The sequence below is a fragment of the Halomonas sp. SH5A2 genome (assembly GCF_014263395.1).
Classification (GTDB): Bacteria; Pseudomonadota; Gammaproteobacteria; order Pseudomonadales; family Halomonadaceae; genus Vreelandella.
Genome location: NZ_CP058321.1, coordinates 258028 through 277488, shown reverse-complemented (window position 1 = coordinate 277488; position 19461 = coordinate 258028). Strand labels below are relative to the sequence as shown.

Here is a 19461-nt window from a genome sequence, read left to right as displayed (position 1 = left end):
GAGGCCCTCATGCTGATTCAGCTTGCCATTCGAGATTATGCGATCGTTGAGCACCTGGAACTCGACCTGACCCATGGCATGACCGCCATTACCGGCGAGACCGGGGCAGGCAAATCGATTCTGCTGGGCGCACTGGGTCTTTGCCTGGGCGAACGCGCCGATGCAGGCAGCGTGCGCCACGGTAGCGAGCGCACTGACCTCTCGGCACGGTTTGATATTCAGCATTTACCTGCGGCCAGCGAATGGCTAAGCAGCCGCGAGCTTCCCAGCGACGAATGCCTGTTAAGGCGGGTGGTAACCGCGAGCGGGCGCTCCAAGGCATGGATCAATGGCCAACCGGCCACGATCAGCGACCTCAAATCGCTGGGCGAACACCTGGTCCAGATACACGGCCAGCATGCCCATCAGGCGCTGATGCGCGAAGAAACCCATCTCGCGCTGCTGGACGATTATGCGGGCCTTCGCGACACGGCTCATCAGCTTGCCGAGACATACCGTGACTGGCGCAGCGCCAACCGTCGCCTCAAGCAGCGCAAGGAAGCCGGCAGCGAGGTAGAAGCCAAGCGGCAGTTACTGCGTTATCAGGTAGAAGAACTGGATCAGTTGGGTCTGGCAGAAGGCGAACTGCAGACTCTAGAGGAAGAACAGCACACCCTGGCCCACGCCGACGAAACACTCCGCGAAACCCAGTTTGCCGCTGACTGCTGCGCCAGCGACGAAGGCGGAGCGCTATCACTGCTTAATCAGGCTTATACACACTTAAGCGCCTTGCCGGGCAGCGACAAGGGCACGCTGTCCAATACCCTGGCGATGCTCAGCGACGCGCGCATTCAGATCGAAGAGGCCGCGGGCGAACTCAACCGCCTCGCCAGCACCACCGAACTCGACCCCGAACGCCTGACATGGGTGGAAGAGCGTTTAGCCGATGTGCATCGTATTGCCCGCAAGCACCATGTGGCACCGGAAGAGGTCTGTGCGCTACATGCTGAGCTGAGCCGGGAAGTCGCCGAGTTGGACAACAGCGAGAACGACATCGAAGCCCTCGGCGCCCAGGTTGCAGAACTTCGCGAGCGCTATCGGCGTGACGCCAAGCACCTGAGCGAGGCACGCCAGAAAGCCGCCGTTCGTCTAGGCAAAGAGGTCCAGCAGCAGCTGAGTTTCCTGGCCATGGGCAAGGCGCGCTTTGAAGTGGAGGTCACGCCCCGCGACACACCAGCGGCAGAAGGCCTCGACCAGGTTCACTTCTTGATCAGCGCCAACCCCGGGCAGCCCGCCAGGCCGCTTACCAAAGTGGCCTCTGGCGGTGAGCTTTCTCGCATCAGCCTGGCGATTCAGGTCGTCGCCGCCTCTCACTCGACCATCCCCAGCCTGGTGTTTGATGAAGTCGACGTCGGGGTTTCCGGGGCCACCGCAGAGATTGTCGGCCAGCTGCTACGCAAGCTAGGTGAAAACGGCCAGGTAATGACCGTCACCCACCTGCCTCAGGTGGCCGCCCAGGCCCACCAGCACTTACACATCGAAAAGCGCGCCCAGCGCGATACCACCTTGACGCATATGGCCTTGTTGGATGAGCAAGGCCGGGTGAGCGAACTGGCCCGCATGCTGGGCGGCGTCAAACTCTCGGATCAAACCCTGGCCCACGCCCGTGAAATGCTCAACGCCAGCCAGCGCCAACCGCACTGACGATGGCGGACTGCGCTAGAGCACAGCGTTTATCCAGCGCGCAGAAAAACGCCCCCAGGCCGCCTAACATTCAAGCTAGGCAGCCTAGGGGCGATGGATCGTGCATCAAAGCCTGGGCTTAGGCATGACCCTATTTCTTATTAGTGGGCCCGCTGTCCTGGCGCGTTACGTCCGATCCTCGGGGGCGCACGTATAACACCAAAGCATGGTCAACTAATTCGTAGCCGTGCTCTTCAGCGATTTCTTGCTGGCGTCGCTCAATGATCTCGTCAACGAACTCGACGATTTCACCACTTTCCAGACACACCATGTGGTCATGGTGGTCTTCTTGCGTCATCTCGAATACCGCGTGGCCGCCATCGAAATTATGACGAATGACAAGGCCCGCCGACTCAAACTGAGTCAGCACACGGTAAACAGTTGCCAGCCCCACATCTTCGCCCGCATCTATCAGTGTTTTATACACTTCTTCTGCGCTAAGGTGGTGCTGACCCGATGCAGTTTCGAGAATCTGCAGGATTTTGACACGCGGCAGGGTCACTTTCAGCCCGGCTTTACGTAATTCATGGTTCTTATCGGCCATGGTTGCTCTTCGCAGTAACAGGTTAGGTCGGGTATGATCGACCGAAACCACGATAGTGAAGAATAGGCCCAAATGCAAAAATTGACTCGAATCATCACGCTTTCCGTTTCCATTGCCGTGATCAGCGGCTGTAGCTACGTTGGCGTGTACAAACGCGACATCCCGCAAGGCAACCTGGTCACCGAAGAAATGGTCGACCAACTGCAACCGGGAATGACCCAGGAACAGGTTACCTATGTGATGGGCCGCCCACTGCTAGAAGCACCCTTTGATGCTCGCGAGTGGGATTACGTTTTCCGACTCGATAAAGCTTACGCAGGGGTTGAGAGGCGGCGTGTCACGCTGACGTTTGATGACCAGGGGCGGCTTGCCAATATCGACCAGGAAGGCGACTTATCCGAAGACCTCCCTCTCAAGGCCGACAGCACTCGCGGCCCAGCGACGGACACAGCCGACCCAACAGAAGCGATTCCTAACGAGCCGAGGCAAAACACAACGCCCAATACCACCAATTGATCACGCGATTCCCAGCCTTAATCGGCGCCCCCGCTCGCCTGGCGTTTTGCACGCTCACGGCGAGCGGCTTTGGGATCAATCAGCAGCGGTCGATAAACTTCAACCCGATCGCCAGGCGCTACGTTATACCGCGAAGGTTCACGTAGCGCCTGACCGAAAATGCCCAATGGCGCGTTTTCAAACGTTTCCGGGGGCAGCTCGGGGAACTGGTGGGGCAAATCTGCCAGGGCGACGGCTTCACGAGCCGTCGTCCCCGGCGGCACGCTCAGTGCAACCAGGCGTTGTTTATGCGCAAGACCAAACGCCACCTCGATGGCAAAGGTGTCATCGACCATGGATCTCGTCGGCACGGCGGGTAAAGGCATCCACTAACTGCCCGGCAATCTGCTGGAACAACCTGCCGAATGCCATACCCAACAGCCGGTTAGCAAACTCGAATTCCATGTCCAGACTCACCTTGCAGGCGCCATCACCCATCGGAATGAATTGCCAGCGCCCTTTCAAACGCTTGAAAGGACCGCTAACCAACGACATTTCAATAAGTTCAGGAGCAAAAAGGTCGTTGCGGGTAGTAACCGATTGCTCAACGCCGGCGCGCCCCAGGGTCATTTCGCCGATTAAATGGTCATCGTCGTGCTCGAGCAAACGCGCACGCCGACAGCCCGGCAAGAACTCTGGATAGCGTTCGAAATCGTTGACCAGATCGAACATTTGTTTCGGGGTGTGCCGCACCAAGGCGGAACGATTGACGGTTGGCATTGACCTCTCCGCTGACTTCACAGTGCCCAAGGCGTATCATGGGAATCATAGTTAAGACCTTGAATGGTATCACGCCTCCCCACATAACGAAGGGGGTGTCACAGACAGATCGAATATGAGGTTTCATGGCCACGAAAAAAGGTAAGAGCAAAGGCCCTACCAGCCACGTTATTGCCCAGAACAAGAAGGCACGTTTCGAATATCATATCAATGAAACCTTCGAAGCGGGCCTATCCCTGGCAGGATGGGAAGTCAAAAGCCTTCGCGCAGGCAAAGCACAGCTCACCGACACCTATATTTTAATTCGCAATGGCGAAGCGTGGTTACTGGGTAGCCATATCATGCCGCTGAATACCGCCAGCACTCATGAAATCGCCGATCCCACGCGGACGCGAAAATTACTGCTGCATCGCAAAGAAATCGCCAAGCTGTTTTCGGTGACCCAGGATAAGGGCCACACCTGTGTGCCGCTAAAACTTTACTGGAAGCGCAACAAGGTGAAGTGCGAGCTTGCCCTGGTGACCGGTAAGAAAATCCACGATAAGCGGGCCACCGAGAAGGACCGCGACTGGAATCGCCAAAAAGGCAGAATCATGCGGGAACATAACAAGGCATAGCTGGTCAATTCAGGGTGAGCACGTTAGAATGCTCAGGTAACTAAGGGGGCGACATGGTTTCGACGCCGGTGACAAACCCTGCGGTGCATGCCGAGAGCGTGATGTATCTCGTAAATACCACATCACGAAAAATAGTCGCAAACGACGAAAACTATGCTCAGGGCGCGCTAGCAGCGTAAAGCTGGTAGCTTCTTGTCCGGCCCCAAGGCGATGTGCCTATTCATCGCTGAGGGGATACGAGCTAAAAATGATAGGACCGCGGTTGGCGGTGTCTTCTCGTCAACCGTTAAACCTTAGAAGACTCGCAAGACTGAATCCTGATCGTCGGAGTCAGTCGAGCTAAAGCAAAAGACGAAATCTAAGCATGTAGAGCCAATGGGGGAGTGCTGGCGGACGCGGGTTCAATTCCCGCCGCCTCCACCAGACACCCCTTCAAATCAAGCACCTACGGGTGCTTTTTTTGTTTTGTATCCCTTATACCGGGTTAATCGTGATTTTTTAGCGCGGGCAGCTCAAATCGCCTTCTTCGCAATGTGCATGCTCGCGCAGTCTCTCGGTGCGCTGTTTTGTCAGCGTTGCAAGACACCCGTTACGTACCATAGGTTGTGCGCTGCCGCCTTCTACGCCGCTGCTCTCAAGCGCGCATTCAGCATCACGAAAAGTGATCCAGGCTCGCTGGGCCTCTCGCAGTTTTTCAAGCGTTGCTGGATTTTCCTTCAGCTTACTGACAAACGCCTGATACGCCTCGTTAAGCTCATCATCGGCCGATTGATACGCCTGCGCGGAACATTCCGTTAGCGCTAATTGCGTACTCGCGTTATCGCACCCCGCGTCTGCGGTTACCATACTGCTCAATACCAAAAGCCCCATCCCCAGCAGGCGTGAGAATGAAGCCACAGTGATGGATAAAGGCCAATAGGGCGTCATGGATCGACTCTTCACAGTTTTCGTTTTCCCCCATACAAGCAAAGCGCTGGCATTTCTGCCAGCGCTTTTTTTACAGTGCTAGACCGCCCCGTCGGTATGGGCCGCTTTGAGCGCAAATGTCAGTGCGCCAGCATTTCATCGACGATCTCATCACCATCCAGCGCTGAGGGATAGTATGTCGGCCAGTTAGTGACCTCTTCTAGCAGCGCTTCACGGTCATCGCCCCAATAGAGGTGGAAGTGGGACGCATCGGTGGGATAGATACTGTGATCGCTAAACTGGATATATTGCGGCAGGTCGTCAGATGCCTCTTCAAGCTCGAAGATAAAACGAACCCCCCGGTTGCCGGCCTCGTAGGTTAATATTTCATAGCCATCGTATTGATACTCCCCCGTACGCGGCTCCCCGTCCTCGTGGAAAGTGACGTTATGCCCTTCAATCACGATACGGTTCACGTCCGTTTGGTACCCGGTATCGTAATACGCCTTGTACTCTTCAGCCGTTTTGTCACCTTCCGATGCTTTATGTGCAAAAACCTCGTCAAGCGTACCGTCTTCCAGGTATGGGTAGACGGATTGCCAGTCACCCTCCCAGTCTGAAAGAGGGCGATCCTTTACTTGCTCATCGTCAAAGTAGCCTGCATAGATATCGCTGTCATGGCTGTGGTCGTGGTCGTGGTCGTGGTCGTGGTCGTGGTCGTGAGCATGGTCATGATCGTGCGAATGGTCATGGTCATTCGCCTGCACACTTTGAATTCCCGCAATGAGCAAGGCACTTAGCGCAACGGCACTCGCTTTTTGGCGATACGTCATCAACATGTCGATATACTTCCTCTGCAAAATCACAAGACTGGAATGTCGAAAACAAAGATAAGTTATAACATAACAAACGTCAATTACCCGGACGATGTTGTCGCCCATATAAAATGCTAGGCGGAAACCGGTACTCTCCGCTATGTTATGCCAACGCCTGACGCTTGCAGGCCAACACCGGAAGGAAAACGCAACATGCTGCATGCTTTAAGCTTATTGGCGGGAATAGGCTTTTTGACCCTGGGCGGAGAAGCCTTGATACGCGGTGCCGTGGCAGGCGCACGACGAGTAGGCGTCTCTCCTTTGTTGACCGGGTTAGTGGTTGTGGGATTTGGCACCTCAGCTCCCGAGCTGGTGGTATCGATACACGCAGCCATCAACCAACAGCCCGATATTGCCGTGGGCAATATCGTCGGCAGCAATATCGGCAATATCTTATTGATTCTGGGATTATGCGCTGTCATTTGCCCGATGACCGTTCAACCCAAGGCGCTTAGCCGAGACGGCGTCGTAATGGTCGCGGCGAGCGTGTTGTTTATCGGCTTGGCGTGGGGTGGTGACCTGGGACGATTTGATGCCGCCCTTTTCCTGGCCGCATTGGTTAGCTATCTCGTTTGGGCTTACCTCAGCGAACGGCAGCAGTCGATTCCCGCTGCTCAGATGCACGCCGCAGAAGCGGATGAAATGAACGCACTGCCTATGACGTCAGGCGGGATTATCATCGCGCTGGTGCTGGGCCTTGGCTTACTGATTGGTGGTTCCCAGCTATTACTCTATGGCGCGATTGGGCTGGCCCAAGCCATGGGCATTTCAGAAGCGGTGATTGGCTTGACCATTGTGGCCGTCGGCACATCGCTACCGGAAATGGCCGTGTCGGTTATCGCCGCTCTCCGGCGGCACGCTGATGTTGCCGTGGGCAACATTTTGGGCAGCAATATTTTTAATATTCTTGGCATTTTAGGTATTTCGGCGTTTTTACAGCCACTGCCCATGGCTGCGCGCGTGACCATGTTCGATCAGTGGGTGATGCTGGGTGCTGCGGGCTTACTGGTGCTGTTTTTGTATACCGGTATGCGGCTATCGCGTCTTGAAGGGGCTTTATTGTTAGCAGGTTACATAATTTATCTAGTGCTAAGCTTCACCGTTATAAGTGCCATCTAACATGTAAGATTCACTAATTTACCATTACCTAAACGGTTAATTTGCTAAAAAATGATCTTTAACGGTTAAGAACCGCTATATTCATTCGCTTTTATTACATATTGCATCGCAGTACAGGCTGGTAGACTAACGCGGCTTATAAGTCCCTCCTATAATCCACACGAAAGGAAACGCATCGCCATGCCTTTTTTTCGCCCCTCCTGCCAGCCACGATTTGATCGTCGCTGGCTTTTTTTGTTGGCAGCCTTATTGCTGCTCTTCAGCCCCGCCGTTCTAGCCGTTACGGGTGAACTCGATCTTACCCAGTCCATCATCGGCTTTTTCGCTCTGGCTATTTTTGTGCTGGCCTACGCGCTAGTAATGGCCGAAGAAAAAATCCACATGCGCAAGTCCAAGCCCGTACTGGTCGCCGCCGGTATTATTTGGAGCCTCATCGGCTGGGTGTATGTCCAAAACGGTATGTCGGAGGCATCTGAGCATGCCTTTCGCATAACGCTTTTGGAGTTCACCGAGCTGATGCTGTTCCTGCTGGTGGCCATGACGTACATCAACGCCCTGGAAGAGCGCCGGGTGTTTGATGCACTGCGTTCTTGGATGCTGCGCAAGGGGTTCAATTACCGCACGCTCTTTTGGTTAACGGGCGGACTGGCCTTCATTCTGTCGCCGATTGCCGACAACCTGACCACAGCACTGCTGATGTGTGCGGTGGTCACCAAAGTGGCCGAAGGTGATAAGCGCTTCATCAACGTTGCGTGTATCAATATCGTAGTAGCGGCCAATGCTGGCGGTGCCTTTAGCCCCTTCGGCGACATTACCACCTTGATGGTATGGCAAGCGGGCATCGTGCCGTTCCAGGACTTCTTTATTCTGTTTTTGCCCTCGCTGGTCAACTTCCTGATCCCTGCTGTGATCATGAGCTTTTTCATCCCCAACAAGAAGCCGGAAAGCGTGTACGAAGACGTATGGATGAAGCGTGGCGCGCGGCGCATTGTAGTGCTTTTCCTACTAACGATCACCACCGCTGTCCTATGCCATATAGTGCTCCACCTACCACCGGTGCTTGGCATGATGACCGGCCTTGGTTACCTGCAGTTTTTTGGTTATTACCTGCGCCGCAGCCTGCCGCGTTCACTGGAGCGCAAGCGCGAACGCTACAGCCGCCGTGGCGACAACAAGAAGCTTCAGCAATTGGGTAGTGTGGTGCCATTCGATGTCTTCAACCGTGTGGCGCGCGCCGAGTGGGATACGCTGCTGTTTTTCTACGGCGTTGTAATGTGTGTTGGTGGGCTGGGCTTTATGGGTTATCTCGGCCTGCTCTCGGAAGCGCTATATCTCGGCTGGAACCCCACAGCGGCCAATATTGTGCTCGGTGTCGTCTCTGCCGTTGTCGATAATATCCCCGTGATGTTTGCCGTACTGACCATGGAACCCGATATGTCGCATGGACACTGGTTGCTCATCACCCTCACAGCCGGGGTCGGCGGCAGCTTGTTATCGATTGGCTCCGCGGCAGGTGTGGCGGTCATGGGACAGGCGCGTGGCGCCTATACCTTTATGGGCCATTTGAAGTGGTCGCCGGTCATTTTGCTGGGCTACGCTGCCAGTATTCTGGTCCATATGTGGCTAAACGCAGAAAGCTTTGCCCTGTTTGGCTAACCTCGAATAGCCGCACCAAGCGGTAATGATTCATGCCCTGCCGCTCTAAGCGGCGGGGCATTTTTTATTCAAACAGGTCTTCAATGGGCTTGGGGCGACCCAATAAATAGCCCTGGTACCGATAGCAGCCATGACCTTTCAACCAATCCAGTTGGGCTTGGGTTTCTACACCTTCAGCCACTACCACCAGGCCTAAACTAACCGCTAACAGAATAATCGTATCGACGATCGCAGCGTCCGCCTTATCCGTCAGCAACTCACTGATAAACGACTGATCGACCTTGAGCTCATCGAGAGGTAATCGTTTTAGATAGCTTAGCGACGAATACCCCGTGCCAAAATCATCCAAGGCAAAGCGTATCCCCTGTTCACGCAGTTTGAGCATGGTGTGACGCACGCGAGTCGGCTCGCGCATCAGCAGGCTTTCAGTGACTTCCAACACCAATCGATTAGCAGGCGCTTGCGTCTGTTTAAGGCGCTTTTCCACGAGGTTGACAAAGTCCGGCTGCTGGAACTGAACCGAGCTGACATTGACCGAAATGCTCAACGGTGCGTAGGCGGTTTGCCGAGACCACCTGGCAAGTTGCTGGCAAGCCTGGGTCAATACCCAGTCGCCAATCGGGATAATCAGGCCGCTTTCTTCGGCTAGCGGAATAAACTCGGCGGGCGAAACCCAGCCACGCTCCGGGTGATACCAGCGCAGTAACGCTTCGACACCGGTCGTGACGCCCTTGTGATTCACCTGAATCTGGTAATGCAGTTGCAGTTCATGGCGGGCCAGAGCATGGTGGAGGTCGGCTTCCAGGTTCGCCCGCTCCAGCACGCTGGCTTGCATGTCGGGGTTGAAAAAGCGCAGCGTATTGCCGCCCGACGCTTTGGCCTGCTGAAGCGCCATATCTGCCTGCTGAAGGACCGCGTCAAGCGAACCCGATTCGCCATTGAAAAGCGCCAACCCTACGCTTGCACTGATGGGCAGCGAGCGACTATTGCGCAACTGATGGATTGTCGTCATCAGCTGTCGTGCAATGCGCTCGGCCTTGGCAGCAGCCTCCGCCTGTTGCGGGTCTAAATGGTTGACCAGCACTACGAACTCGTCGCTACTGAAGCGCGCCAACATGGCGTCTTTGTCCAACGCCTGGCGGAGTTGTTCGGCTACATTGATCAATAGCTGGTCGCCGCTCGCATGCCCCTGCAGATCATTAACCAACCGAAAATGATCGAGGTCGACGACCATTAAGGCTCCGAACTGCCTATCCTGTGCGTCTTCCTCTATGGTAGACGCCAGCGACTCCATCAGCAGGCGCCGGTTTGGCAGGCCCGTCAGCGCATCGTAATACGCCAGATAGTGTGTGCGGGACTGCATCTCGAGATACTCGGTCAACTCGGTCGAGATCCCACACAGCGAGGGAGGACTGCCCGGCGTGAACGTCAGCGGCATCTTGATCGACAAAAAGGTTCTCACCCGGTCGTCGTGCTTGAGGGCGTGACGCTCTTCCAAGGTGATTTTTTCGCCCGACGCCAGCACGCGGCGGTCTACCTGGGTAATCTCGGCGACCGTCGCAGGGTCGAAAAAAGCCTCGTCGCGCTGCCCTATCACCGCTTCTGCGGGATGACCAAAAAGCTCGCAAATCCGATGATTGACATACTGGTAGGTCAGGTCAGGCGATTTGATGTAGATATAGGCATCCACGCTATCCAGAATAGTGCCCAGCATGGCCTCATTGGTTGCCAACCGTACCCGCTGCCTTGCCATTCGCCGTTTCAATACAAGGTTCACCAGCAGCGCCGCGACCAGTGATCCGATCAATGCAGCCACTCCCCAGCGCAGCCATTTGGAGGCCTCGGGTGGGCTTGGTGCTCCCGCCTGCCAGGCTTGAAGCGTGGTAAAATAAAGTGAATCTGTGTCCGCATTCCAGCGCATCAGATAGTCATCAAGGCGCTCAAGAACCGCCTGAGGCACCGATGGTGACCCTGCAAAATAAAGCTGGACGGGCTGAAACATCAACGGAGTATCAACAAGCCCCGCCTCACCAGCGCGCCACTCGCCAAACTGACGATTCGCTGCAGCGGCGTCAGCCTCACCGCTGGCGACCTTTGCAAAGCCTTCTTCAAAATTGGGAACGTTGATCCAGTCAACCGGTATATCAAAGCGTTGGGTAAGCGCTAACAGATGGTCTTCCTGAATTGACTCATCGACCACCGTCACGCGCTGTTCGGCTAAATCCACTACCGCTTCTATCGACAGCCCTTCCCGCTGGTAAATTTGTGACCAGCTGTGCAGTGCGGGTTCGCTATGAAACCTGAATCGCTCGGCCCTTGCCTCGCTCCATGCCACATCGGGTAACAGATCGATATCGCCGCGTTCGAGAAGCCCCAGGCAGCGCTGCCATTCACAAGCAACCGGCTCGACCTGCCAGCCTTCGCGCTCGGCAATGGCCAGTAGCAGATCGCCAAAAATACCATCCAGGTGCTGCTGGTCATTAAGAAACAGTTTAGGCGGGTTGTGATGCACCCCGACACGCAGAGACTCATCTGCCATTAACGCCGAGGCTATCAGCATGCTGCTAAGCGCGAAGACGGCTCGGCCGATGCGAGGCCCTCGCAACCGGCGCACGTTGGGGCCTAACCGGGTCACCGTCAACGCTACCATGACGACAATTACGCCCCAGGCATGGTGAGCGGACCTGCTCGCTCAACAACGCGCTGCCAGGCGGGGTCGGCTTCAACACGCTCGACGAAACGGGCAATCGCCGGGTACGACGTCAATGAATGCGTGGCGGCTACCGCCTGAAGGGGGAAACTCATCTGCACATCCGCTCCACTCGGCCATGGGCCGGCAAAGTGTTCGTGTGTCGCCAGGTAATCATCAATAAAGCGCAGGTGCTGATTGATTTGCGGGTGCAAGAAAGTGCGGTTAACGGTTTGGGTAATGCCTTTGGCGACCGGCTTCACCAACCAGGGCGCGCGTTTGGGGAGCTGGCCAAAAACCAGTTGCATGACCAGCAGCGGCATCAAGGAGCCTTCGGCATAGTGCAGCCAGTAACGATAATCGACCCAGTCACTGGCGTTATCGATATTCGGCTGGCAGCGGCCGTTGCCATAGCGTTGCGTTAGATAGTCGATGATCGCGCCGGACTCGGCAACCGTCAGCTCACCGTCAGTGATTACCGGCGACTTACCCAGCGGGTGTACTTCCTTGAGCGTTGCGGGGGCCTGCTGAGTGGAAGCATCACGTTGATAAACGATGATCTCGTAGTCCAGCCCAAGCGTTTCGAGGAGCCATAAGATACGATGTGAGCGGGATTTTTCGAGATGGTGAACGTGGATCATAATCACTCCATGGGCAATTGAGCACGCCAGCCATGGACTGGCGCCAGTCTTCCTTTCACTGTGCCCATTCAGCATAGCAGCGTTGGCCGCGTAGAAGAAAACCTCTCTATGACCCTGCAGCCAACGCTAACGTCAACTTAGATACTACGTTCAGAAAGGCGCCGCAGGAGAGCTCGCAATGGAGATACCTTACCTGCAAGCCAAGGCGCCAATAACCGCATCGAAAGCGGAATAAAGACGAACACCATGACCGGCGTCAGCATCAGCGTGCTGACCATAACCCGCGGAAGCACCGGCCAATTGGCGAACGTGCTGCCGAATAGCCAATGAAAAAGCAGTGATACAGGAAAAAAGGCGAGCCACACGGCCACGGCCTGCTTCCAGCGGGGCGGCGCTGGCGAATGCGGCTGGAACCAAGCATCGAGACCGATAGCTCGGTGCTCGTGCGGGGCATCGAACAGGCCTTTGCCACGGGCCAACCAAGCGCGCCGAGAAGCCGAATGTTCCCAGGCAGCCAGTGTCTCGGCGCTGCTGAAACGAAAGATAATCTGATATTCATCGTCATCGGCAGGCGGTGCCAACACCCCCGACCCCAGGTAACCGGGAAAGTCCGCGGCCAGATGGCGGCCTTCATTCAGCCAGCGGGTGAAATGCGGATAACGCCCTTTGGCGACGCGACGCGCCACCATCAAGGTGACCGGTGAGGCAGACATGGTATATCTCCTGATAGCTCAGCAGCCATCGCCGGATAGGCAGGCTGCCAACGCACCGGCGGGTAAGCCAGAACGCTGCATTGAAGATCTTATTATACCCCAAGTCTCTTGCTTGGCACCTTTTGGTCACTGAAGATGTCGGTTAGCGGCCTGGCACAGGATGGCGTCGCTCGCCACGCTGATACGCCCGGACGTGTTGATAAATATCCACGGCACTGCGAATCGCTTGTGCCTCAGAAGGGTCTGGGGTCACTACCGGGCCTTTTTCGCGGCCTTCGGCACGAACCAGCTCAGTCACTTCTTCCCGGTAACGTTCCAATAAGTGCTCAAGGTTCATGCGCACACGGTGGATTTCCAGACCGAAAGCGTCTTGCTGTTCCTTACGGCGCATAATGTCCAAGGGATTGGAGGCCGACTCCAGGATGCTTTCCAGGGTGTTCTTGACCAGCTTTTCGGCCGTATTGAGGTTGGGAATCACCTCGTAGACGACCTCATGTAATGACACGTCAGAGCTAGTGGGGGACATATAAACTCAACAGATAACAAGCGGATGAATACTGATAAATCGGCCTGTCTCAGAAAACTTTAGCCGGTAGTGACCATAAACACCGTCGTGGGTCATGACACGACGCAGCGCTTCTGCCGGAAACACCACACGGCGGCCATCGAGGCTATGCGTATAGACCTGGGCAATGCGTCCCTCGTAGTGCGCCAAGCACGCCTCATAAGAGAGGTTAATCACCACATCAATCGTCTGCATCGCCTGTTTTCCTCGTCTCTGAGGTCCGCTCGTCCAACGTTAACTTGCGCGACCGACTTACCTCACCGATACTTTACGACACTTCTTTGTTTTCATGGAGCGCTTGCCATGACAATCGCCGTGCTGGGGGCCGCCTCTCTATCAGCCTGGGCATCCCCCACATTTAATGCAGGTTCGGCCAAAGTCACAACAGCTGAGCCCAAAGCGGCTAACGAGTCATCTGCAGAGCCGCAAACCTCATCCGACGATGCGACACGTGGCGAATCTGCGGGTCCAAAGGGTGCCGACGGTACGTCGCTAGCCCCCGAAGAAATTGAGCAGCTGGAGCAGCTCAAGCAGACCGACCGCGCCGTCAGGCAACACGAGATGGCCCACCAGACCGTCGGCGGGGCTTATGCGGGCGGGGCAAGTTACGATTACGAGATAGGCCCTGACGGTCACCGTTACGCCGTTGCCGGTGAGGTTTCAATTGATTACGGCCCGGTACCCAACGATCCCAAGGCCACCATCGAGAAAATGCAAACCGTGATTGCTGCCGCGCTAGCCCCTGCCGACCCCTCGCCAAAAGACTATCAGGTGGCTGCCCAGGCCAGGCAATATCTGCTGGAAGCCAAACTTGAAGCGGCCATGCAGACCAGCGAAATGGCCCAGGCACGCGCTGGGGCTGAAGGCGTAATACCGTCCAACGATGCAACCACCGACAGCGCAGAGGCTCTTAAACCCAATGCACCGAGCGCTGCTTAGCCTGCCAGCCTCTGCAGCTGTTAATGTATCTTTCCAAGCGCGCTCCAATCGGCCCGCTTCGGCCATGCGGCTAGCCATTGCGGCATCTCAGCAGGCGGCATGGGACGTGCGATGCCATAGCCTTGTGCCAACTCACAGCCCAAGGCGATCAGCGCTTTAGCATGCGCCAGCGTTTCAACACCTTCCGCCAGCATTGGCCGCTGAAAGCGATTCGCCATATAGATCACGCTTTCAACAATCGCCATATCGTCCGCGTCGCTTAACATATCGCGGATAAAACTCTGGTCAATCTTGATAAGGTTCACTGGCAGTTGGCGCAAGTGAGTTAGCGATGAGAAGCCGGTACCAAAATCATCAATCGCAAAGTTGACCCCCAAGGCCTGGCATTTCGCCATGGTGTCCAATGCCGCTTGAATGTCGTGCATCGCCGCACTTTCCAGCACTTCGAGCTTGAGCATGGCCGGTGGAACGCTGGGGTAACGCGCTAGCAGCTCGCCCAGGCGCTGACTGAAGTTGCTCAAGAGTAGGTGCGATGGGCTGATATTGACATTGACGGGCAGCGAAATTCCCGCCGCTTGCCACTTCACCAGTTGGCGCATCGCCTCTTCCAACACCCACTCGCCAAGGTCAACCTCGAGCGGAGTCGCCTCAATGATAGGCAGAAATTGGCCAGGCGCCAGCAGCCCCTTCTCGGGATGCTGCCAGCGAATCAGCGCTTCCACGCCCACGACCTGACCGGAACGCATATCGACTTGCGGCTGGTAATAAAGCCGCAACTCGTCGTTTGCCAATGCATCCACAAAGCGCTGACGCTGCTCGTGGCGCACCTGCAGCAAACGGTCATGGTTCGGGTCAAAGACATGTAAGGTGTCACGCCCACGCTGCTTGGCCCGGTACATCGCCTGATTGGCATGGCGTAGCAAACCATCGCCCTGCGCCGGGTCGTTAGGGTAAAACGTTACCCCCAAGCTGACCGTGAGATGGATGGTGTGTCCTTCAATAAAGAGCGGCCGCCGGATCGATGCGAGCAGCTTCTCGAGGAACACTTCGTCCACCCCATGGTGGAGCAGCAGTACAAATTCATCACCGCCTACCCGAGCCAACACATCGTCGCCAAACAGCAAATGACTGATACGCTGCGCAAAGCTCGATAGCAGCGCATCGCCTACGCTTGAGCCCAGACGGTCGTTAATGGCTTTAAAAAGGTCGATATCCAGCGAACACACCGCCAGCGACTGCTGCTTGCTTTCAGCGTGCTGTATGGATTCCTGGATAAGTTGTGTCAGCAGTTGCAGATTGGGCAGGCCAGTCAAGGCATCAAAGTACACTTCCCGGTTAAGATGCCGCGCGTGAGCAGGAATCGCGGACAGGTCTGCCAGTACGATCACATGGTGGTCAACGTTACCCTCAGCGTCGCGCACTCGATTAATCGACATCATGCCAGGATAGAACTGACCATCGTGGCTGCAGTAACTCACCTGACTTTTACTGCGGTCACGAAGCTGCAGCTCTTCACGCATCAGCCGGGTGGTGCGGCTGTCGTCCAACGGCAGGATACTGAATGCCTCGGGCGTCTTACCCTTCACAGCGTCAAGCGTACAGCCGGTGAGTTCACTGAAGGCCGGATTGACATCGATCACGCGGTTTTCCGCGTCGGTAATGATAATTGCCTCGTTAGCATGCAAGAAAGCCGCTTGGGCGGGTCGCTCGGCTGACAGGGTGGCAGCGTCGGTGTCGCCAAGCGCATCGGCTTCGCCAGGGGGTAACGATGAAGCATGGGAATGAGGCAAAGACTGCGCCTTTGGCGTCGTGAAAGACTGGCTCATACGTCCCTGCGCTCCTCAATTTATAATAGTCATCAATGCGTTGTTAGCTGCGTCAGAGGCCTCCCATACACAGCAGGCTCGTTATATTATCACCCGCTGTTAAACCTAGCGCGACACGACAATCGTCGCTAATCAACGCATTAGGTAATTATCGGGAAAAATACAGATAACTTTAGGGCTATTGCGAAAATGCGTATTGGCCTGGTTCATCAAATTGATCGTTGGGAAGGCTCAGGGGGCGGGGCTGGCAGCGCCCAGAAAACGCTGCTGCCAGTAGTCGACATCCAACGGCACACTCACCACTTCGCGGCCGCTGCCGGGGGCGTGAATCATCTGCCCTTGCCCGCGGTAAATGCCCACGTGGGTGGCTTTCTGGCGTGAACCAAAAAACAGCAGGTCACCGGGCCGCGGGGCATCCACTGTAGCCAGTTGGCGAAACTGCTGGTCGGCGGTGCGAGGCACATTAATGCCCGCCGCTTGGTAGACCATCTCGACCAGCCCGGAGCAGTCCAGGCCGTCGGGGGAGTTACCGCCGAAGCGGTAGGGAGTGCCCAGCGCTTGCTGAGCGTGGGAAAGGATCAGCGCGCGCTCCATGGACAAGCCCTGAGCGTCGTCGAGGCGTTCATTGAGCGCGGTGTCGCGGCTGGCGCAACCTGACACCATCATGAGGATTAACAAAGCAACGATAGGCAAACCGCGCGCGCAGGGCATGGAGGCATCTCTACTTTGGCCGATTCGCCTATAGCATGGCGCAAACACCGCAACTCTGCCAAATGGTTATATAATCGCGTGGCGTACCCGGGCGGATATCCACTCCGACACCAGTACGGTGGCAAAAATCATGATGAAAATCACGCTGACCTGATCCCAGGCGAGGCTGTTGATCGAGGCGTTCAACTGCAAACCAATACCGCCTGCCCCCACCAGGCCCAGCACTGTTGATTCGCGGATATTGATATCCCAGCGGTAAACGCTGATACCGGCGAACGCGGGCATGACCTGGGGCAGTACGCCATAGCTCATTACCTGCATGCGGCTTGCGCCGGTCGCGCTAATCGCCTCAACCGGCGTGGGGTGAATCTCTTCGATGGATTCGTAGAGCAGCTTGCCCACAAAGCCAATGGAGCGCAGGGCGATGGCGATGATCCCCGCCAGCACGCCAGGCCCTAAAATGGTTACCAGCAGCATCGCCCAAATCAGCGAGTTGATAGAGCGCGACGACACTATCACCATCAGCGCGGCACTGCGGATCAGCGGATGCGGCGTCGTATTGCGAGCGGCTAGAAACGCCACCGGAAACGCCATGATAATGCCCAGCGCCGTCCCCAGGGTGGCAATGTTCAGGGTGTCCCACATGGGTTTCCAGAGCACATTGGCGTAGCCCCACTCTGGTGGGGTCATACGGCTGATCAGATCGGCCCCCTGGCGGCCGGCGTCTTCAACAAACACCCACATGGTGTTATCGGAAATCAGCTTCCAGCAGAGCAGAAACAGGCTGATACCTGCCAGCCAAGCCAGGTATTGCAGCCACTGGGCACGCGTCGTACGCCGCCGCCAAACCGGCTGACCCTGAGGTGAGGTGGAAACGGGCATTTAACTTCTCCACAAAGTATCGATTCAGAAAAGACTGATCCAGAGATTATTGGGTCCAGCGGCGGACATGGCTTGAGCTGTATTCGCACAGCAGCACGATGGCGATGATGATCAGCAGGATCGCCGCGGAGGTATCGTATTCGTAGCGGCTCAGCGAGGTGTTCAAGGTGGCGCCGATACCGCCTGCCCCGACAATGCCAATCACCGAAGACTCGCGGAAGTTGATATCCAGGCGGTACATGGAAAGCCCGATCAAACGCGGCATGACCTGGGGCTGGATGGCATGATTCATGGTTTGCCACCAACTGGCGCCGGTCGCGCGCACCGCCTCAACCTGACGCCAATCCAGATCCTCGATGTCTTCCGCCAGCAGCTTGGCCATGAAACCAATCGTTGCAAACGCCAGGGTGATCATGCCTGCCAGCGGGCCAAAGCCGAACATCACCACAAACAGGATGGCAATGATGACCTCTTGAAAGGTTCGCGATACCGCAATGATGGCTCGGCACACAGTGTAAATCGGCAAGGGGGCAATATTGCGCGCGCCTCCCAGCCCAACGGGTATCGCGAGCAATACCCCCAGCACCGTGGAGGTCAGCGTCATGGTCAAGCTTTCCAGCAGGCCCGCCATGATATCGTCGTAGCGGCTGATAAAATCGGGCTGCATGAACGCGCCCAGAAAATTCAGCGCCCGGCTTGAGCCTTCTGCCACTCGCGCCCAGTCCACCTCCACTGAGGCCAGCGCCAAAACAAGATACACCGCCGCCCCGAGGACAATGCCCCAGCGCAATCGCGGGCTTTCGATCAGCGGCAGCCGCCGCCATTCGCCGCGATGCGCCGCTTGCTGGCGCGCTGTCAACCTCTCGACCTGGTCGCTCATCGTCCGCCTCCGGCGGCCATCGCAGGGGCCACGCTTGGGTAAGAGGCTGTATCGGGCGGGGCATCGCTAACCTCGTCATCCATTGGCTCGGGTGTGGTATCCCAGTCCTCTTCGCCGTAGATCGTGGTGAGAATCTCGCTGGTGAGTTCGCTGGGGTCACCGTCAAAGACGATTTCACCCTCCCGCAGTCCGACGATACGGTCGGCAAATTGCTTCGCCAGCGCCACGTCATGGATGTTGATAATCGCCGCCAGGTCGCGCTCGGCACACAGCTCGCGAATCAAGCGCATGATTTGGCGGGAGGTTTTCGGGTCAAGGCTGGCGGTGGGCTCATCCACCAACAACAGCTTGGGGCTTTGCAACAGAGCCCGGGCGATCCCTACACGCTGACGCTGCCCGCCCGATAGCGCATCGGCACGTTTGTCAATCGCGTGGGTCAGGCCGACCCGCTCCAACAGCCGAAACGCCTCCACGACCGCTTCCTGAGGGTACCGGCGCAGAAAGCTGCGCCAGAAACCCACGTAACCAAGCTGACCGGAGAGCACGTTTTCCATCACGGTGAGCCGGTCAACCAGTGCATATTCCTGGAAAATCATGCCCATGGAACGCCGCGCATGGCGCAGTTTGTGGCCCGAGAGTTTGGTGATCTCGGTGTCTTCCAGGCGAATGCTGCCCTGGGTGGGCTCTACCAGCCGGTTCACACAGCGAATCAGGGTGCTTTTACCGGCGCCTGATGGCCCAATCAGCGCCATCACCTGGCCCTTGGGGAGCGTCAAATCTATATCGGTCAGCGCCCGGTCCCCGGTTGGGTAGCGCTTGGCTACGCCACTGAGTGTCAACATTTTCTTCCCTCGCATGTATAGCGAAACGGCCAGAAAGGCGAGCCTTCCTGGCCGGTTAA

General features: G+C 56.5%; 21 protein-coding genes and 1 other RNA gene. 7 read left to right on the top strand and 15 right to left on the bottom strand.

From position 1 onward, the window contains the following. Positions 1–9: 9 nt before the first annotated feature. A complete protein-coding gene (gene recN, locus HXW73_RS01375) occupies positions 10–1683 on the top strand; it encodes a DNA repair protein RecN (protein WP_186254558.1) in 1674 nt (557 codons plus the stop codon). 130 nt (positions 1684–1813) lie between these two features. Here the strand turns inward: recN and fur are convergent, their stop codons facing one another. After that, a complete protein-coding gene (fur, locus tag HXW73_RS01370) occupies positions 1814–2266 on the bottom strand; it encodes a ferric iron uptake transcriptional regulator (RefSeq protein WP_066316169.1) in 453 nt (150 codons plus the stop codon). A 72-nt stretch (positions 2267–2338) separates the two neighbouring features. Between fur and HXW73_RS01365 the strand changes: the two genes are divergently transcribed. Next, positions 2339–2782 carry an outer membrane protein assembly factor BamE gene (locus HXW73_RS01365; RefSeq protein ID WP_186254557.1) on the top strand — a complete coding sequence of 148 codons (444 nt, stop codon included), beginning with the start codon at positions 2339–2341 and terminating at the stop codon, positions 2780–2782. Positions 2783–2799: 17 nt separating this feature from the next. Here the strand turns inward: HXW73_RS01365 and HXW73_RS01360 are convergent, their stop codons facing one another. Continuing rightward, on the bottom strand, positions 2800–3117 hold the full coding sequence (locus HXW73_RS01360) for an RnfH family protein (RefSeq protein ID WP_186254556.1): 318 nt from the start codon (positions 3115–3117) through the stop codon (positions 2800–2802). Beyond that, positions 3107–3541, bottom strand: coding sequence for a type II toxin-antitoxin system RatA family toxin (locus HXW73_RS01355; protein WP_186254555.1), 435 nt, complete (start codon positions 3539–3541; stop codon positions 3107–3109). Before HXW73_RS01355 ends, HXW73_RS01360 begins: the two co-directional genes overlap by 11 nt. 125 nt (positions 3542–3666) lie before the next feature. On the opposite strand from HXW73_RS01355, the gene smpB reads away from it, so the two are divergent. Both smpB and ssrA read left to right on the top strand, forming a co-directional pair. Next, the gene (gene smpB, locus HXW73_RS01350) at positions 3667–4158 is read left to right on the top strand and encodes an SsrA-binding protein SmpB (RefSeq protein WP_186254554.1); all 492 of its coding nucleotides are present in this window, start codon (positions 3667–3669) and stop codon (positions 4156–4158) included. Between the two features lie 44 nt (positions 4159–4202). Further along, positions 4203–4581: a transfer-messenger RNA gene (gene ssrA / locus HXW73_RS01345) on the top strand. Between the two features lie 75 nt (positions 4582–4656). On the opposite strand, the gene HXW73_RS01340 is transcribed toward ssrA, so the two are convergent. Both HXW73_RS01340 and HXW73_RS01335 read right to left on the bottom strand, forming a co-directional pair. After that, entirely contained in the window at positions 4657–5085 is a 429-nt protein-coding gene (locus HXW73_RS01340) for a lysozyme inhibitor LprI family protein (RefSeq protein WP_186254553.1), read from the bottom strand. A gap of 119 nt (positions 5086–5204) precedes the next feature. Continuing rightward, positions 5205–5903 (bottom strand): metal-binding protein ZinT, encoded by a 699-nt coding sequence (locus HXW73_RS01335; protein ID WP_186254552.1) that lies wholly within the window; start codon positions 5901–5903, stop codon positions 5205–5207. Between the two features lie 189 nt (positions 5904–6092). On the opposite strand from HXW73_RS01335, the gene HXW73_RS01330 reads away from it, so the two are divergent. Both HXW73_RS01330 and nhaD read left to right on the top strand, forming a co-directional pair. Continuing rightward, the gene (locus HXW73_RS01330) at positions 6093–7058 is read left to right on the top strand and encodes a calcium/sodium antiporter (RefSeq protein ID WP_186254551.1); all 966 of its coding nucleotides are present in this window, start codon (positions 6093–6095) and stop codon (positions 7056–7058) included. 180 nt (positions 7059–7238) lie between these two features. After that, positions 7239–8714 (top strand): sodium:proton antiporter NhaD, encoded by a 1476-nt coding sequence (gene nhaD, locus HXW73_RS01325; RefSeq protein WP_186254550.1) that lies wholly within the window; start codon positions 7239–7241, stop codon positions 8712–8714. A gap of 64 nt (positions 8715–8778) precedes the next feature. On the opposite strand, the gene HXW73_RS01320 is transcribed toward nhaD, so the two are convergent. From HXW73_RS01320 to HXW73_RS01300, 5 genes are all read right to left on the bottom strand, one after another. Continuing rightward, positions 8779–11364 carry an EAL domain-containing protein gene (locus tag HXW73_RS01320; RefSeq protein ID WP_240538683.1) on the bottom strand — a complete coding sequence of 862 codons (2586 nt, stop codon included), beginning with the start codon at positions 11362–11364 and terminating at the stop codon, positions 8779–8781. Positions 11365–11372: 8 nt separating this feature from the next. Beyond that, positions 11373–12044: a glutathione S-transferase gene (locus tag HXW73_RS01315; protein WP_186254549.1), complete on the bottom strand. Its 672-nt coding sequence runs from the start codon at positions 12042–12044 to the stop codon at positions 11373–11375. A 137-nt stretch (positions 12045–12181) separates the two neighbouring features. After that, a complete protein-coding gene (locus tag HXW73_RS01310) occupies positions 12182–12757 on the bottom strand; it encodes an antibiotic biosynthesis monooxygenase (protein ID WP_186254548.1) in 576 nt (191 codons plus the stop codon). A gap of 142 nt (positions 12758–12899) precedes the next feature. Beyond that, positions 12900–13283, bottom strand: coding sequence for a hypothetical protein (locus HXW73_RS01305; protein WP_186254547.1), 384 nt, complete (start codon positions 13281–13283; stop codon positions 12900–12902). Positions 13284–13289: 6 nt separating this feature from the next. After that, positions 13290–13517: a DUF2835 domain-containing protein gene (locus tag HXW73_RS01300; protein ID WP_186254546.1), complete on the bottom strand. Its 228-nt coding sequence runs from the start codon at positions 13515–13517 to the stop codon at positions 13290–13292. Between the two features lie 108 nt (positions 13518–13625). On the opposite strand from HXW73_RS01300, the gene HXW73_RS01295 reads away from it, so the two are divergent. Then, a complete protein-coding gene (locus HXW73_RS01295; protein ID WP_186254545.1) occupies positions 13626–14261 on the top strand; it encodes a putative metalloprotease CJM1_0395 family protein in 636 nt (211 codons plus the stop codon). Between the two features lie 20 nt (positions 14262–14281). Here the strand turns inward: HXW73_RS01295 and HXW73_RS01290 are convergent, their stop codons facing one another. The 5 genes from HXW73_RS01290 to phnC form a co-directional block, all read right to left on the bottom strand. After that, the gene (locus HXW73_RS01290; protein ID WP_186254544.1) at positions 14282–16087 is read right to left on the bottom strand and encodes a putative bifunctional diguanylate cyclase/phosphodiesterase; all 1806 of its coding nucleotides are present in this window, start codon (positions 16085–16087) and stop codon (positions 14282–14284) included. 231 nt (positions 16088–16318) lie between these two features. Continuing rightward, positions 16319–16798 (bottom strand): C40 family peptidase, encoded by a 480-nt coding sequence (locus HXW73_RS01285; protein WP_186254543.1) that lies wholly within the window; start codon positions 16796–16798, stop codon positions 16319–16321. Between the two features lie 66 nt (positions 16799–16864). Continuing rightward, entirely contained in the window at positions 16865–17680 is an 816-nt protein-coding gene (phnE, locus tag HXW73_RS01280; RefSeq protein WP_186254542.1) for a phosphonate ABC transporter, permease protein PhnE, read from the bottom strand. Between the two features lie 46 nt (positions 17681–17726). Then, positions 17727–18560 carry a phosphonate ABC transporter, permease protein PhnE gene (phnE, locus tag HXW73_RS01275; RefSeq protein ID WP_186254541.1) on the bottom strand — a complete coding sequence of 278 codons (834 nt, stop codon included), beginning with the start codon at positions 18558–18560 and terminating at the stop codon, positions 17727–17729. Beyond that, complete coding sequence (gene phnC, locus HXW73_RS01270; protein WP_186254540.1) at positions 18557–19402, bottom strand: phosphonate ABC transporter ATP-binding protein; 846 nt, start codon at positions 19400–19402, stop codon at positions 18557–18559. The genes phnE (HXW73_RS01275) and phnC overlap by 4 nt, the downstream gene beginning before the upstream one ends. Between the last annotated feature and the right edge of the window lie 59 nt (positions 19403–19461).